15 protein-coding genes are annotated in these 15,360 nt (G+C 69.3%); 5 read left to right on the top strand and 10 right to left on the bottom strand.

The features are described from left to right. Positions 1-131 precede the first annotated feature (131 nt). Genes trpA through trpB form a run of 3 tightly spaced genes read right to left on the bottom strand, consistent with a single transcriptional unit; the run spans position 132 to position 2,406 of the window. Positions 132-917 (bottom strand): tryptophan synthase subunit alpha, encoded by a 786-nt coding sequence (trpA, locus tag ACFFDA_RS17195; RefSeq protein WP_404482008.1) that lies wholly within the window; start codon positions 915-917, stop codon positions 132-134. Then, positions 917-1,168 carry a hypothetical protein gene (locus ACFFDA_RS17190; protein WP_404482007.1) on the bottom strand — a complete coding sequence of 84 codons (252 nt, stop codon included), beginning with the start codon at positions 1,166-1,168 and terminating at the stop codon, positions 917-919. Before ACFFDA_RS17190 ends, trpA begins: the two co-directional genes overlap by 1 nt. Then, complete coding sequence (trpB, locus tag ACFFDA_RS17185; RefSeq protein ID WP_404482006.1) at positions 1,165-2,406, bottom strand: tryptophan synthase subunit beta; 1,242 nt, start codon at positions 2,404-2,406, stop codon at positions 1,165-1,167. The genes ACFFDA_RS17190 and trpB overlap by 4 nt, the downstream gene beginning before the upstream one ends. Positions 2,407-2,674: 268 nt before the next feature. On the opposite strand from trpB, the gene ACFFDA_RS17180 reads away from it, so the two are divergent. Then, a complete protein-coding gene (locus tag ACFFDA_RS17180; protein WP_404482005.1) occupies positions 2,675-3,142 on the top strand; it encodes an outer membrane beta-barrel protein in 468 nt (155 codons plus the stop codon). A 140-nt stretch (positions 3,143-3,282) separates the two neighbouring features. Here ACFFDA_RS17180 and ACFFDA_RS17175 read toward each other — a convergent pair whose 3' ends face one another. The 5 genes from ACFFDA_RS17175 to purB form a co-directional block, all read right to left on the bottom strand. Then, positions 3,283-3,927: a phosphoribosylanthranilate isomerase gene (locus ACFFDA_RS17175; RefSeq protein ID WP_404482004.1), complete on the bottom strand. Its 645-nt coding sequence runs from the start codon at positions 3,925-3,927 to the stop codon at positions 3,283-3,285. A gap of 127 nt (positions 3,928-4,054) precedes the next feature. After that, positions 4,055-4,807 (bottom strand): SIMPL domain-containing protein, encoded by a 753-nt coding sequence (locus ACFFDA_RS17170; protein WP_404482003.1) that lies wholly within the window; start codon positions 4,805-4,807, stop codon positions 4,055-4,057. Between the two features lie 198 nt (positions 4,808-5,005). Next, positions 5,006-5,689, bottom strand: coding sequence for an orotidine-5'-phosphate decarboxylase (pyrF, locus tag ACFFDA_RS17165; RefSeq protein WP_404482002.1), 684 nt, complete (start codon positions 5,687-5,689; stop codon positions 5,006-5,008). Then, on the bottom strand, positions 5,686-6,021 hold the full coding sequence (locus ACFFDA_RS17160) for a LapA family protein (RefSeq protein ID WP_404482001.1): 336 nt from the start codon (positions 6,019-6,021) through the stop codon (positions 5,686-5,688). The genes pyrF and ACFFDA_RS17160 overlap by 4 nt, the downstream gene beginning before the upstream one ends. Positions 6,022-6,126: 105 nt before the next feature. Then, the gene (gene purB / locus ACFFDA_RS17155) at positions 6,127-7,437 is read right to left on the bottom strand and encodes an adenylosuccinate lyase (protein WP_404482000.1); all 1,311 of its coding nucleotides are present in this window, start codon (positions 7,435-7,437) and stop codon (positions 6,127-6,129) included. Between the two features lie 234 nt (positions 7,438-7,671). Between purB and ACFFDA_RS17150 the strand changes: the two genes are divergently transcribed. Continuing rightward, a complete protein-coding gene (locus ACFFDA_RS17150; RefSeq protein WP_404481999.1) occupies positions 7,672-9,420 on the top strand; it encodes a diguanylate cyclase domain-containing protein in 1,749 nt (582 codons plus the stop codon). 131 nt (positions 9,421-9,551) lie between these two features. Here the strand turns inward: ACFFDA_RS17150 and ACFFDA_RS17145 are convergent, their stop codons facing one another. Beyond that, on the bottom strand, positions 9,552-10,310 hold the full coding sequence (locus ACFFDA_RS17145) for an NRDE family protein (protein ID WP_404481998.1): 759 nt from the start codon (positions 10,308-10,310) through the stop codon (positions 9,552-9,554). Between the two features lies 1 nt (position 10,311). Beyond that, positions 10,312-11,061: a DNA repair protein RadC gene (gene radC / locus ACFFDA_RS17140; RefSeq protein ID WP_404482775.1), complete on the bottom strand. Its 750-nt coding sequence runs from the start codon at positions 11,059-11,061 to the stop codon at positions 10,312-10,314. A gap of 146 nt (positions 11,062-11,207) precedes the next feature. On the opposite strand from radC, the gene ACFFDA_RS17135 reads away from it, so the two are divergent. Genes ACFFDA_RS17135 through ACFFDA_RS17125 form a run of 3 tightly spaced genes read left to right on the top strand, consistent with a single transcriptional unit; the run spans position 11,208 to position 15,033 of the window. Then, a complete protein-coding gene (locus tag ACFFDA_RS17135) occupies positions 11,208-14,339 on the top strand; it encodes a YdbH domain-containing protein (protein WP_404481997.1) in 3,132 nt (1,043 codons plus the stop codon). Between the two features lie 47 nt (positions 14,340-14,386). Beyond that, positions 14,387-14,638, top strand: a complete 252-nt coding sequence (locus tag ACFFDA_RS17130; protein ID WP_404481996.1) for a YnbE family lipoprotein — start codon at positions 14,387-14,389, stop codon at positions 14,636-14,638. Continuing rightward, a complete protein-coding gene (locus tag ACFFDA_RS17125; RefSeq protein WP_404481995.1) occupies positions 14,638-15,033 on the top strand; it encodes a YdbL family protein in 396 nt (131 codons plus the stop codon). The genes ACFFDA_RS17130 and ACFFDA_RS17125 overlap by 1 nt, the downstream gene beginning before the upstream one ends. Positions 15,034-15,360 lie beyond the last annotated feature (327 nt).

Raw genomic sequence — 15,360 nt, 5'->3', positions numbered from 1 at the left:
CCCCCATGGGCGGGCGGAACCATGCAAGGCATGGGGGAGGGGCACGCGCGCAGAACGAGGGGTCTCGCGCTTACGCGGGGTGGCGCTCCACCCCCGCTTCGCGGCGGTGCCCGTCCCCGTGCCGGGGAGGATCACGCTGGCTGGCGGGCCGTGTGGACGGCCCGCGCCAGCGTCGAGGTGAGGTCCTTGAGCGGACCCGCCGCCTTGTCGCCGTGCTGCTTGACGAGGTCCACCAGCGCCGAGCCGACGACCACGCCGTCGGCGACCCGGGCGATGGCGCCGGCCTGCTCGGGCGTGCGCACGCCGAAGCCGACCGCGACCGGGATCGCGGTCGCCGCCTTGAGCCGGCCGACCGCGTCCTCGATCGAGCTTTGCGCCGCCTGCTGCTGGCCGGTGATGCCCGCCACCGAGACGTAGTAGAGGAAGCCCGAGGACCCCTCCAGCACCGACGGAAGCCGCGCGGTGTCGGTGGTCGGCGTGGCGAGGCGGATCAGCGAAATGCCCTGCGCGCGCAGGGCCGGGCCCAGCTCGGCGTCTTCCTCGGGCGGGATGTCGACGCAGATGACGCCGTCGACGCCGGCCTTGGTGCACTCGGTCGCGAACCATTCCGGCCCGCGGATGGTCATCGGGTTGGCGTAGCCCATCAACACCAGCGGCACTTGCGGATGGCGGGCACGGAAGGCCGTGGCGATCGCGAAGATGTCGGCCGTTTTCGTCCCGGCGGCGAAGGAGCGCAAGTTGGCTTCCTGGATCGCCTGGCCGTCGGCCATGGGATCGGTGAAGGGCATTCCCAGCTCGATCACGTCGGCCCCGCCCGCGACCAGCGCGTCGAGGTTGGCGGCGGTGTCACCATCGCCCCCGGTGATGAAGCAGACGAGGGCGGGACCTTTGGCGAAGGCGGTTTCGAAGCGGGTCATCAGGAGAACAGCGTCTTTCCGGAAAAGCGGAGGATGGCGGCGGTCAGGCCGATGAAGACGGCGAGGTAGGCGAGGCTCATGGCGATGCTGCCCCAGTCGCCCCGGAACGCGAAAGCCCAGAAGTAGCCCGCTCCCGAGAGGTCGAAGGAGCGTGCCCGAACGAGGTCGGCAAGCACCCGGATGGCCGGGAACACCGCCATCCACAGGACGGTGGCGTCGATCAGCGACCGTTGCCACCCGCCCTTTTTCAAAGCTCGACCCCCAGCGCCTCGGCCACCGTGAAGATGTCCTTGTCGCCGCGCCCGGAGACGTTGACGACGAGAATCTTGTCCTCGTCCATCTCGGCGGTGAGCTGGGGCAGGGCGGCGAGGGCGTGAGCGCTTTCGAGCGCGGGGATGATCCCTTCGAGCGCGCAGCACAGCTTGAACGCCTCGAGCGCCTGGTCGTCGGTGATCGGCAGGTAGCGCACGCGGCCGCTCTCGTGCAGCCAGGAGTGCTCGGGCCCCAGGCCCGGATAGTCGAGGCCGGCGCTGATCGAGTGGGCCTCGGTGATCTGGCCGTCCTCGTCCTGCAGCAGGTAGGTCTTGTTGCCGTGGAGGATGCCGGGCTTGCCGCCGGTCAGCGAGGCGGCGTGCTTGCCGGTCTCGACGCCATGGCCGGCGGCCTCGATGCCGACCATCGCCACTTCGGGATCGTCGAGGAAGGGGTGGAACATGCCGATTGCGTTCGATCCGCCGCCCACCGCCGCTACCAGCATGTCGGGCAGGCGGCCTTCGGCTTCCAGCATCTGCTCGCGGGTCTCGGAGCCGATCACGCTCTGGAAGTCGCGGACCAGTTCGGGATAGGGGTGCGGGCCGGCGGCGGTGCCGATGATGTAGAACGTGTCGTGGACGTTGGCGACCCAGTCGCGCAGCGCCTCGTTCATCGCGTCCTTGAGCGTTTCCGCGCCGCTGGTCACGGGGTGCACCTCGGCGCCGAGCAGCTTCATGCGGAAGACGTTGGGCGCCTGGCGCTCGACGTCCTTGGCGCCCATGAAGATCACGCAGGGCAGGCCGAAACGCGCCGCCACGGTGGCGGTGGCCACGCCGTGCTGGCCGGCGCCGGTCTCGGCGATGATGCGGGTCTTGCCCATGCGGATCGCGAGCAGGATCTGGCCGACGCAGTTGTTGATCTTGTGCGCGCCGGTGTGGTTGAGGTCCTCGCGCTTGAAGTAGATCTTCGGGCCTTTTCCTTCCGGCGCCAGGGCGCGGTAGTGCTCGGTGATGCGCGGGGCGGGGTAGAGCGGGCTCGGGCGGCCGACGAACGTCTTGAGCAGGTCGTCGAACTCGGCCTGGAATGCCGGGTCCAGCTTGGCCGAGCGGTATTCCTTCTCGAGATCGAGAATCAGCGGCATCAGCGTTTCGGCGACGTAGCGCCCGCCGAACTGGCCGAAGTGGCCGGTCGCGTCGGGCAGGGAGCGCAAGCTGTTCACGGGCGGTTGGACTGTCATGCTACGCGCGTTGGCAGAGGGCCCGGCGCTTGTCCAGATGCCTTTGCATCGACGCCTGCGCTTCAATGGCGATGGGAACGCCCCGGCCTCGTTTCAATTGCAAAGTCTGCAACTGGGTTGCGCCAAAAGCATCATAATGTCTCAACGCTGCAGTTTTGTGACGTTTTGACCGCTCGAAGGAAATTTTCGTTCATCTGGCTGCAAGGGAGCGGGGAGCAGCGGCTGGCTTCCCGCTGAGGGGCGGGAGCAAAATACTGGAGTTTAGAATATGCGTATTGCACTTGTTTCGCTCGCCGCGGTTGCCGCCATGGCCGCCGCCACTCCCGCCCTGGCCAACGAAGCGCGCGTCGAAGCGCGCGGCGGCGTCATCTGGGACGGCAGCGACAGCGAGGCAACCGCCGGCGTCGCCGCTGGCTACGACTACGACCTTGGCGACAAGCTGTTCGTGGGCGTGCAGGGCTCGGCCGACAAGATCCTGACCGACAACACCCGCGTTTCGTGGGGTGCGGGCGGCCGCATCGGCGTCAAGGTCCTCCCGACCACCAAGGCCTATGCGCTGGCCGACTGGGAGTCGAAGAACACCCGCTACGGCAACAGCGCCGTGGGCGTGGGCGGCGGCATCCAGCAGGATGTCGGTTCGCGCTACTACGTCAAGGCCGAGTACCAGCACCTGCTGGTCGGCGACGATACCCCGGACGCCGACCGCGGCCTCGTGGGCGTCGGCGTGAAGTTCTGATCCCTCGCATCCCGGTTCCTGCCGCATGTCCCGAGTCGGCAGGAACAGGGGTGCGTTGGCGAGCGTGAGCCGGGAAGGGGCGGTCCGCAACGGGCCGCCCCTTTTCTCTGTCCGCTCGAGCGGCCGGTGCCGCTTGAACCCTACCCGACCGAGCGAACGGCGGCGCCGAATGCGGCGATGCGGCTCTCGTCCTTGACGCCGGGCGCGCTTTCCAGCCCCGAGGAGGCGTCGACCAGCGGCGTGCGGGTCTGGCGGATCGCATCGGCGACGTTGGACGGATCGAGCCCGCCGGCGAGGCCCCAGGCGACCGGGCCCTTCCAGTCGGCGACCAGGCTCCAGTCGAAGCTCAGGCCCATGCCGCCGGGCAGCGCGCCCTTGGGTGTCTTGGCGTCGAAGAGAACGAGGTCGACCGCCTGGGCGTAGGCCGCCGCGCGCTCCACGTCGCGGGCACTGGCGACGGGGAGGGCCTTCCACACGGGAATGCCGAAACGCGCCCGCAGTTGCGCCGCGCGTTCGGGCGTCTCCTCGCCGTGGAGTTGCAGCGCGTCCAGGCGTGCGGCCGCCACCGCGTCGCCGAGCGCGGTATCGTCGGCATCGACGAACAGCCCGACGCGGCCGATCCTGCCCTCGGCGCGCGCGGAAAGCTGCGCGGCCTCGGCGGGCGTGACCGCGCGCGGGCTCCGGGCGAAGAAGACGAGGCCGATGTGCGCGGCGCGGGCCTTCACGGCCGCCTCCAGTGCCTCGGGGGTGTTGATACCGCAGATCTTGATCGCCGCCGTGGGCATGGGTCCGGTCTCGCGTCCTGGGGAATTCCAGAAGCGCTATCTAGCGTCCCGCGCCAGACCTGCAATGGCGCGCACAGTCCCGCGTCGTCCCGGGCGCGCGCCCGGGACGACGAACCGTCGACGGCTGTCAGGGGGCCAGTTCGAACTGCACCGTAACGTTGACGTTCATTTCCAGCTCTCCGGCGGCGACCGGCGGGGCCGCGGCGACATCCATCGCCTGCTTGCGCACGTACATCACCGGCTGCGGGACGTAGCCGCCGCTCTCGCCGATCGAGACGATCCGCGCGACGCGCAGGCCCGAAGCCTTCGCATAAAGCTCGGCGCGCGCACGGGCGGTCTTGATCGCCTCGAGCCGCGCCTCGTCCTGCGCCGCCTCGGGCTTGTCGAGCATGAAGTTGGGGCCGTTGACCTGGTTCGCGCCCGCCGCCACGAGCGCGTCGATCACCTTGCCCATGTCGCCGAGCTTGCGCTGGCGCACGGCGACCGAGTTGTTGACCTGGTAGCCGACGATCTTCTGCGGGCCGTCCTCGAAATTGCCGTCGGGCAGCCGCTTGGGTTGGGCGTAGACCGGGGTCACGTTGAGATTGCTGGTCTGCACGTCGCGGTCGGCGATACCGGCCCGCTTGAGCGCCGCGATGACCTGGTTCATCTGCGCCGAGTTGGCGGCGAGCGCCTCGCTGGCGGTGGCCCCTTGGGTGGTCACGCCGGCGGTGTAGGTCGCCAGGTCCGGCGTGCGGGTGGACGAGCCTTGCGCGGTCACTGTCAACAGCGTGTGGCCGGCCTCGATCGCGGGGATCGGGCCATCCTGCTGGGCCATGGCGGCAGCGGGGATCATCGCTGCGCCAAGCGCGGTCGCGGCAAACAGGTTCAGGGCTTTCATTTCAGGTCGCACTCCATCCTCTTGGATCTGGAGCAACGATCTGGAGCCGGGCTGGTTGCGGCGCGCTGAACGGCGAGGCGAGCGATTGTTAAGGTGAACGGAAAGGGGCGGGGAGCCTGTAAGGCCCGTCCGGCATCTTCGGAGCGGCACCGGCCCGGTGCCGCCAATCCGGCGCCAGCCTGACTTTCTAACGGGTTCTCACAGCGTCGCCTCGATCGCCTTGGCGGCCGCGAGCGGGTCTTCCGCCCGGCTGATCGGACGGCCGATGACGAGCACGCTGGCGCCCGCGTCGCGGGCCTCGCGCGGGGTGACGATGCGCTTCTGGTCGCCATTGGCCTTGCCCTCGGCAGGGCGCAGGCCGGGGACGACGAAGTAGCCGTCCTTCCACTGCTTGTGCACGGCACCGACTTCGTGGCCGGAGCAGACGATGCCGTCGAGTCCGGCGGAATGCGCGAGTTCGGCGAGGCGCAACGCCTGCGCGTGGGGATCGGCGGCACTGACGCCGATCGCGGCGAGGTCGTCGCCGTCGAGGCTGGTGAGGACCGTGACGGCCACGACCTTGCAGCTCTCGCCGGCCGCGGCCTTGGCGTCCTCCATCATCGCCCGGCCCCCGGCGGCGTGGACGGTGACGATCGATGGCTGCAATACATGGATCGCCTGCATCGCACCGGCGACGGTGTTGGGAATGTCGTGCAGCTTGAGGTCGAGGAAGATCGGCAGGCCCAGCTTGTGCAGCTCGTGCACGCCGTGGTGGCCGTGGGCGCAGAAGAATTCCAGCCCCAGCTTGATCCCGCCGACGTGCCCCGCGACCTTGCGCGCCAGCGCCTCGGCAGCGTCGAGACGAGGGAGGTCGAGAGCGAGATAGACGGGATTCTGGTTCATGACTGCAAGGGTTCCGACGGGGTTTCGAGTGGAGTTGCGGGGGTCGGCTCGGGCGAGGTCAGCGCCGCGGCGGAGGTCGCCCGTAGGGAGTTTTCGAGACTGGCGATCCGGCGGTTGAGCCGCCAGCGCACCGCACGCAGGTAGAGCCAGACGGGAAGCATGCCGAGGCCGAAGAACAGCAGGGCGACGAAGCCGACCGGCCAGTCGAAATGGATGTAGTTGCCGTTTTCGAGCGGCCAGAAGTTCACCGGCGCCCGGTTCCAGTTCATCGCGATGAAGGCGACCAGTATTGCCGTGACGACGATCCACGCGATGGTGCGGATGACCTGCATTCTACCTCCTGCTTCCCCCCGCGGAAGTCCGTGATGCTAGGCGGGAAAAACCTGCAAGGGAAGAGTCACCGTCGTCCCGGATCAAGTCCGGGACGACCGATGCGCTCAGCCGAAGACGCGGGCGAAGATCGTGTCGACGTGCTTGAAGTGGTAGTCGAGGTTGAACTTGTCCTCGATCACGTCGGCGGGCAGCGCGGCGGCGACTTCGGGATCGGCCTTGAGCAGTTCGAGCAGCGACAGGTCGCCGTCCGATTCCCACACCTTCATCGCGTTGCGCTGGACCAGGCGGTAGCTCTCGTCGCGGCTGAGGCCGGCCTGGGTCAGCGCCAGCAGGACGCGCTGCGAGTGGACGAGGCCGCCCATGCGGTCGAGGTTCTTCTGCATCCGCGCGGGGTAGATCAGCAGCTTGTCGATCACGCCGGTGAGGCGACCCAGCGCGAAGTCGAGAGTGATCGTCGCGTCGGGCCCGATGAAGCGCTCGACCGAGGAGTGCGAGATGTCGCGCTCGTGCCACAGCGCCACGTTCTCCATCGCCGGCACCACCGCCGAGCGGACGACGCGGGCGAGGCCGGTGAGGTTTTCGGTGAGCACCGGGTTGCGCTTGTGCGGCATCGCCGACGAGCCCTTCTGGCCGGGCGAGAAATACTCTTCCGCTTCGAGGACTTCGGTGCGCTGCAGGTGGCGGACCTCGACGGCGAGGCGCTCGATCGAGCTGGCGATGACGCCCAGCACGGCGAAGAACATCGCGTGGCGATCGCGCGGGATGACCTGGGTGGAGACGGGCTCGATGCCGAGGCCGAGCTGGTCGGCGACGTACTGTTCCACGGCCGGGTCGGTGTTGGCGAAAGTGCCGACCGCGCCGGAAATCGCGCAGGTGGCGACTTCCTCGCGCGCGGCGATCAGGCGCTTCTTGCAGCGCGAGAACTCGGCGTAGGCTTCGGCGAGCTTGAGGCCGAAGGTCACCGGCTCGGCGTGGATGCCGTGGCTGCGGCCGATGGTCGGGGTGTACTTGTGCTCCTCGGCGCGGCGCTTGATCGCGGCGAGCAGGGCGTCGAGGTCTTCGATCAGGAGATCGGCGGCCTTGACAAGCTGCACGTTGAGCGTGGTGTCGAGCACGTCGGAGCTGGTCATGCCCTGGTGCATGAAGCGCGCCTCGGGGCCGACCTGCTGGGCCACCCAGTCGAGGAAGGCGATGACGTCGTGCTTGGTGACGGCCTCGATCGCGTCGATCGCGGCGACGTCGATCCTGGGGTTGGTCGCCCACCAGTCCCACAGGGCCTTGCCTGCGGAGGCGGGCACGGTGCCCATCTCGCCCATCTTCACGGCAGCGTGGGCCTCGATCTCGAACCAGATGCGATAGCGCGCTTCGGGCTCCCAGATCGCGGACATCGCGGGGCGGGAATAACGGGGGACCATGTTCGACTCCTTGGTAGCTGTCCGGCGACTGCAGCGCGCCCGCCGCTAGGCCGAGGGGCCGCGAAAGGCAAGGGCGGGACGGAACGAGGCTGCCGGGACGTCTCGCCGCGACGTCGGAAGGCGCGCCGTTTTCCATACCCTGCGGCAGGGAGGAATGTTAACGAATCACGCGCAAACGTTTGCACTGCATGTCCGCACAATTCCGTGCGGCAGGCGCCGGTGCAAGCCCGTTCCATGTCCAGCCTCCGCCTGATTGTTGCCCCCCTGCTGAGCGGGCTGCTGTGCTTCACGCTGGCGGTGGCGATGATACGGCACCTCAGCTTTGCGGGCAATCTCGCGTCGGTCTGGCCGGCCAACGCGGTGATCCTGGCGCAACTGCTGGGGCGGCCACGGCGCGAATGGGTCCGTTTCCTCGTGGCCGGCTTCATCGCCGTGACCGCGGCGGGCGCCGCGAGCCGGGGGACGCTGCCGGGCCCGCTCGGTTTCGCTTTCGCCAATACCTTCGAAATCGCGCTCGCCGCCTGGCTGCTGCGCGGCACGGTGGACGCCGACGGGAGGCTCCTGCACCACCACGCGTCGGTCGGTCGCTTCGTGGTCTGTGCCGGCATCGTCGCTCCGGCCACGGGCGCGCTGATGGGAGCGCTGATCGCGACCCTGGCCTTCGACCTGCCGATCGGCATCTCGCTGGCGACCAAGTTCAGTGCCGACGCGCTCGGGCTGATGATCTTCACGCCGTTCTTCTTCGCGATCTTCCACGGCGACTATGCCACCAGCATCCGCGCCGCCTCGCGCGCCGAGCGGGTGCAGATGCTGCTGCTCCACGCCGCCGTGCTGGTGGTGAGCCTGGGCGTGTTCGGCCAGAGCCGCTTCCCGCTACTGTTCCTGCCGATGGTGCCGCTGATGCTGGTGGCGTTCCGGCTGGGTTGGCAGGGCACCAGCCTGGGCGTCATGCTGGTGGCGGTGACCGGCGGGGTGGCGACGTTCTACGGCCATGGTCCGGTGAGCCTCTCGGCCGGGGACATGGCGGTCAAGCTGGTGTTCCTGCAGTTCTACCTTGCCACGGTGCTGATGCTGATGATGCCGGTCGCCGCCGCGCTGGCCGCCCGGCGCGACCTGATCGAGCGGCTCAGCGAAAGCGAGCGATCGCTCAAGCTCCTCGCCGACCGCTCCGCCATCGTCCTGCTGCGCTTCTCGGCGGAAGGAGCGATGACCCGCGTGGTCGGCGATGCGTCGGCCCTGATCGGCGAGGGCGCGGAGCGGCTGGTGGGCGCGCACGTCGGCGAACTGGCTGCGCCGCTGGGCCAGGCGCTGTTCGCCGCGCACTTGCGTGCTGGTGACAGCGACCGTCCCGTCACCATCGAGGTCGAGCGGCTCGGCGGGGCCTGGATCGAGGCTACCTTCCGGGCCGAGCGCGACGACCAGGGCGGCTTCACGGGCTCGCTCGCCACGCTGGTGGACGTCACTGCCCGCAAGATGCGCGAGGGCGAACTGGCGCGCCTGGCGGAAACCGACGAGCTGACCGGACTTGCCAACCGTGCGGGTTTCCTGCGCCGATTCGAGGATGCGCTGGCCAATACTTCGGCCGCGGGCCTGAGCATTGCGCTGATCGACGTCGACCGCTTCAAGTCGCTCAACGACGAACTCGGGCATGTCGCCGGCGATGCCGCGCTGGCCGAGATCGGCCGCCGCATCGCGCGCAACTTGCGTGCCACCGATCTCGTCGCGCGGTTGGGCGGGGACGAGTTCGTGGTCCTGTTGGGCACGGCCGAACCCGATGTCGCCCAGGAGATCTGCACCCGCATTGTCGCTACCGTCTCGGCGCGGCCGGTAGACCTGCCGCTGGGCGGTCAGGCCGAGGCACGGATAAGCTGCGGCCTCGTGCACCGCGCCCCGGGCCAGGGCGGCATCGAACTGCTCAACCGTGCCGACATGGCGCTCTACGCCGCCAAGCGCGGCGGACGGAACCAGTTGATCGCGGCCTAGGGTCGGTGACATTCCCGTCGTCCCGGGCCCGGCCCGGGACCGGGGGCAAGGCCGCGAGGGCTTGCGTATGAACGCGGCGCCGCAGCCGACCACTGCAAGCTATCGCCTCGAGAGTAAACCACGGTCCCGGATCACGTCCGGGATGACGAATGGCTCACCTCCAGCGGCCAGGCAAAGCCGATCCGCACCTCGCCGCTGTGCCGCCCCAGCGCATCGAAGCTGCGCTCCACGATGGTGCCGCGCCCCTGCCGATCCACCGCGACGACCGTGCTGCAGCGCGTGCCATACAGGTCGTTGCGGATGAATACCGGGGCGAAGCGCGGCTCTGGGCCGAGATCCGGATGCTCTGGCGAGGGCGCCGGCTTCTCGTCGCGCAGGGCGGCCAGCAGCGGTTCGAAATCTCCGTCGCCGACGACCAGCCAGTCCTCGATCGCATGGCCGACCTGCAGCGTCTTGGGCCAAGGTACGTCGAAGCCGCCGTTCGAGAGGCCGTGGATGCCGGGAGAGAGCGGGCGCGTCTCGGTGGCCGGGTGGTTGGTGAGGAACGAGGCGCGGCCATGTTCCACCAGGACGAGGTTGAACGGGTTCATCCGCCCCATGTCCTGCGCCGCCGCGCCCGTCAGCAGGTCGGTGACCAGCCGGCCCCGCGACGGGCGGCCGGGCTGGGCGCCTTCCGGCACGCGGTAGTTGGTGACGATGGCGAAGCGACCGGCTTCGGTCAGTCCCAGCCAGGTGCCGCCGCCGGTGAGGTCGGTGCCGGCGATAATCCCCGAACCGTCCTCCCAGCGCGCCAGCGGTGCGGCGGGGCGGGCATGGAACTCGTCGCGGTTGCCGGCGACGACCAGCAGCCAGTCGGGATGCGCGTCCCAGGCGACGGCGGCCACGCACATGTCAGATCAGGCCCTTGGTGCGCAGCGAGACATGGCCTTCGCGCCCGATCACCACATGATCGTGCACCGAAACCCCGAGCAGGCGGCCGGCCTCGGCGATGCGGTTGGTGATCTCGATGTCGGCGCGGCTGGGCTGGGGCGAGCCGGAGGGGTGGTTGTGGACGAGGATCAGCGCCGTCGCGCCCAGGTCCAGCGCGCGGCGGATGACCTCGCGCGGGTGGATCGCGGCTTCGTCGATCGAGCCTTCGCTGACGAGATCGTCGAGGATCAGCATGTTGCGGGTGTTGAGATAGAGCACCCGCACGCGCTCGACCGTGAGATGCGCCATGTCGATGGTCAGGTAGTCGATCAGCGCATGCCACGAACCGAGCACCGGCGCCTCGCGCACTTTCTGGCGGGCCATGCGGGTCGCCGCGACCGTGACGACGCGCAGTGCCGCCGCCGTCGCCTCGCCCATGCCGGGGTGCAGCGACAGGGTGCGCGGGTCGGCCTGCAGAACGCCGGCGAGCGAGCCGAAGCGTTGCAGCAGGCTGCGTGCGAGCGGTTTCATGTCGCGGCGGGGAACGGCCTGCATCAGCAGGAGTTCTATGACCTCGTGATCCCCCAGCGCCTCCGCCCCGCCTTCGAGCAACCGCTTGCGCAGGCGCGTGCGATGGCCGCTCGAATCGGTGCCGGCATCCACGGCTGCGGGACCCGAGGCGGGTGCGGGTCGTTTCGGACCGTCATCGAAGAGTGGGGGTTGATCGGGCATAGTGCGTACAAACAATTGCCTTTCCTGCGCGGCCAGCGCAAGTGATGGAGCGGATGGCGCAAGAGCAGGACCAGTCCCCGGACACCGATGAGGCTACCGCCGGGATGCCCCGCGCACTTGCGCGACGCGGGCGATGGAGAGGGCCGATGCTCGTCGTCGGCGGGCTGCTCTTGGTGGCGGCGGGCGCCGCATGGCTTTCGCGCAAGGAGATCGCCGACAACCTGATCGAGCGCGAGCTTGCTTCGCTGGGCCTGCCCGCGCGCTACGAGATCGTCAGCATCGGTCCGTCCGAGCAGGTGATCCGCAACCTGTCGATCGGCGATCCCAGGAATCCCGACCTGACGGTGGCCGAACTGCGCATTGCCACGCGGGTTTCGTGGGGCCTGCCCGGCATCGGGCGCATCACCGTGGTCAGGCCGCGGCTCTACGGCACCTATCGCGAGGGCAAGGTCAGCTTCGGCAGCCTCGACAAGGCCCTCTTCAGTGGCGAGGGCGGGCCTTTCACGATGCCCGACCTCGACCTCGGCGTGGTCGACGGCCGCGCGCTGATCGACAGCGACCTCGGCCGCATCGGCATCAAGCTGGCGGGCGAGGGCGCGCTGCGCGGCGGTTTCGCGGGCGAGGTCGCGGCGCTGTCGCCGGCGCTCCGGGTCGATGGCTGTGCGACCGGGCGCGCCACGCTCTACGGCAAGCTCACGACATCCGCCGCCAAGCCGCGATTCGTCGGGCCGGTGCGGTTGCAGGACCTGTCCTGTCCGTCCCGCGCGCTGCGCCTCGAGCACGCGGGGGCGCAGCTCGACCTGACGCTCGACGAGGCGCTCGACGGTGGCGAGGGGACGCTGGGCCTGTCCACCGGCGTGGCGCGCTACGGCGTGCAGAAGGTCGCCGGGCTGTCCGGGACCGGACGTGTCAGCTATCGCAGCCGTGCCCTGAGCGCGAGCTACCGCGTCACCGCGCGCGGCATCGAGGCGCCACAGGCGCGCCTCGCCAGCCTCACTTTCGACGGCCGCGCCCGCTCGACCGGCGGGCTGTCCCGCTTCGATCTCGACGGCGACCTCACCGGCCGCGGCATCGCGCTGGGCGATACGCTCGACCGTGCGCTGCTGTCCGCGCAGCAGGCGAGCGCCGGGACGCTGGGCGCCCCGATCGCGGCGCAAGTACGCGGCGCCCTGGCTCGCGAGACGCGCGGCAGCACGCTCGACGCCAATGTGATCGTGCGCAATTCGAAGGATGGCCTCAGCCTCGTGGTGACGCGCGGTTCGCTGCGCGGCGGGAGCGGGGCTTCGCTGCTCTCGCTCTCCCGCCTGCAGGCGCTGTTCGGCAAGGGCGCGCCGCGCGTCACCGGCAACTTCGCGACCGGAGGCAAGGGGCTGCCGCAGGTCTGGGGCCGCATGGAGACCTCGGGCGGCGGTCGCCTGACGATGCAGGTGGCGATGCCGGACTACCGCGCGGGCTCGGCCATGGTCGGGGTGCCGCGCCTGTCGCTCGTCCAGGACCGCGACGGCGCGCTCGGCTTCACGGGCCAGGTGCTGCTCAGCGGCGACCTGCCGGGCGGATCGGCGCGCAACCTGCTGCTGCCGGTGGAAGGCCACTGGGCGGCGAACGGCAACCTCGCGGTCTGGCGCGGCTGCACCGACGTGCGGTTCGACGCGCTGCGCTTTGCCAGCCTGGCGATCGACAAGCGCGACCTGACGCTGTGCCCCTCGCGCGGGGGAGCGATCCTGGAGGGACGTCCGGACAATTTGCAGATCGCCGCCGGCGCCACCGCGCTCGATCTGTCGGGCAAGCTGGGGGAGACGCCGATCCGGATCGCCAGCGGGCCCGTCGGCTTCGCGATGGGCGGCAACGCGCCCGGCGTGCTCAAGGCCAGCGCGATCAAGGTGGCGCTCGGCCCCGCGCAGACGGCCTCGCACTTTTCGATCAGCCGCCTCGACGCGCGCGTGGGCAAGGACATCGCCGGCACGTTCGACGAAGCCGACATCGGCCTTGCCGCCGTCCCGCTCGACATGAAGCAGGCGGCAGGGCGGTGGCGCTATGCCGGCGGCGTGCTCGCCATCGACGGCGCGCGCTTCACGCTGGTCGACCGCCAGCCGGTCGCCCGGTTCCAGCCGCTCGTGTCGCGCGAGGCGAGCCTGCGCCTCGTCGACAACCGCATCACCGCCCAGGCGCTCCTGCGCGAACCCACAACCGACCGCGCCATCGTACGCGCGAACATTGCCCACGACCTCACGAGCGCCGCCGGTCACGCCGACCTCGCGGTGGACGGCATCGTTTTCGACGAACGGCTCCAGGCCGACACCCTTTCGCGCACCTTGCTGGGCGTCGTCTCGGGCCTCAAGGGGCAGGTCCACGGCACCGGCCGGATCGACTGGGACGCGAAGGCGGTGACCAGCCGTGGCCGCTTCGCCACCGACGGCGTCGCCTTCGCGGCCGCGTTCGGCCCGGTCGAGGGGCTTTCGGGAGAGATCGTGTTCACCGACCTGCTGGGCATGGTCACCGCGCCGAAGCAGACCGTGTACATCGCCTCGGCCAACCCGGGCATCGAAGTGACCGGCGGCACGCTCTCCTACGAGATCAGGCCGGGCTACAACCTGCAGATCAATGGCGCGCAGTGGCCGTTCATGGACGGCACGCTCAACCTCGACCCTGCCCACATGCAGATCGGCGTCGCCGAGACGCGCTACTATACCCTGCGCGTCACCGGCCTCAACGCGGCGACCTTCATCCAGCATCTCGAGATGGAGAACATCAGTGCCACCGGCACTTTCGACGGCGAGATGCCGCTGATCTTCGACGAGAACGGCGGGCGCATCGAGAACGGCTTCCTCGTCAGCCGGGCGCCCGGGGGCAACGTCTCCTACAACGGCGCGCTGACCTACAAGGACCTCTCGGCGATGGGCAACTTCGCCTTCGATGCGCTCAAGTCGGTGAACTACAAGACCATGGAGATCGGCCTGGGGGGCTCGCTTTCGGGCGAGATCCTGACGCGGATCAGCTTCGACGGGCTCAGCCAGGGGCAGAACGCCAGCAAGAACTTCATCACCAAGCAGATCGCCAAGCTGCCGATCCGTTTCGTGCTCAACGTCAAGGCGCCGTTCTTCAGCCTGTTCGGCTCGATGCGCTCGCTCTACGATCCCAACTACGTCACCGATCCGCGCGTGCTGGGGCTCGTCGACTCGGCCGGCAAGCGCAGCGAGACCGCTCCGGATGCCACTGTCATCCCTCCGCCGCTTCCATCCACCGCCATTCAGCCTCCAGTCAGCGAGAAAAAGCCATGACGTCGTGTGAATTGACCGGAAGCGTTCCGGCTGCAAGAAACCCGGCGATGAACGACGGATACGATATCGAGCAGCAGCAGGAAGCCACAAGGTCCGGCAGGCGCGCCGTTCGCGCCACGAGGATCGCCGCGATGGCGATGACGGCGACGGGCGCGTTAGGCCTCGGCGGCTGCATACAGGTTGCAGCACCCGACAAGCCGATCGTGATCGAGCTGAACATCAACATCCGGCAGGAAGTGGTCTATCGTCTCGCCGCCGACGCGGCCAAGACGGTGGAGCAGAACGAGGGAATATTCTGATGACGCGGGTCCGAATTTCGAGCGCAGTGGGCATCGCCCTTGGCGCGGCGGTTCTCCTGGTTTCCGGGATCTCGGCCGCCAGTGCGGAGGGCCGCAGCCCGGCTTACACCGCGGCGCGCGCCGCGGGGCAGGTGGGCGAGCAGACCGACGGCTACCTCGGGGTGGTGGGCAACCAGGGCGCCGACGTGACGGCGATGGTACGCGACCTCAACAACCAGCGCCGTGCGGTCTACACCGGCGCGGCCGCCGGCAAGAGCACGATCCAGGAATACGCCTTCACCACCGGCTGCAAGCTGATCCGCGACACCAAGGCCGGCGAGAAGTACCAGGGCCTCGACGGCTCGTGGAAGACGCGCGGCGCCGGCGCCCCCGAACTCGACCCGCGCTGCCCCTGACCTTCCCCCTCGGGGGAGGAGCCGCGGCCCGATTGCCCGCGAAGCCGGGCCCGGCCAAAAGTAGTAGGCCGCCATCGTCCACAACTTCGCGGGCGCGCGATCGAATCACCACGAAACCCGAGGCGCCATCGCGCTTTCCCTCCGTTTTTCGTAGCATTTCGCGCTGTATCATGCCTGCGATATTGGCAGCGCCGCATGCGTCTGTTCTTGGCCTCGCGCGCTTCTAGGGCGCCATCCTTCACAACAATGCGGCGACAACGGGCGAAGGACCGGGCGGCCGATGGTTGACTCGGGAAAAGCCCCACCCTAAGGGGGCGGCGCTCTTGG

Source organism: Novosphingobium sp. BL-52-GroH (assembly GCF_044813085.1).
Taxonomy (GTDB): domain Bacteria; phylum Pseudomonadota; class Alphaproteobacteria; order Sphingomonadales; family Sphingomonadaceae; genus Novosphingobium.
The sequence above is the reverse complement of the archived record's forward strand: the minus strand, read 5'-3'. Positions and strand labels throughout refer to the sequence as shown.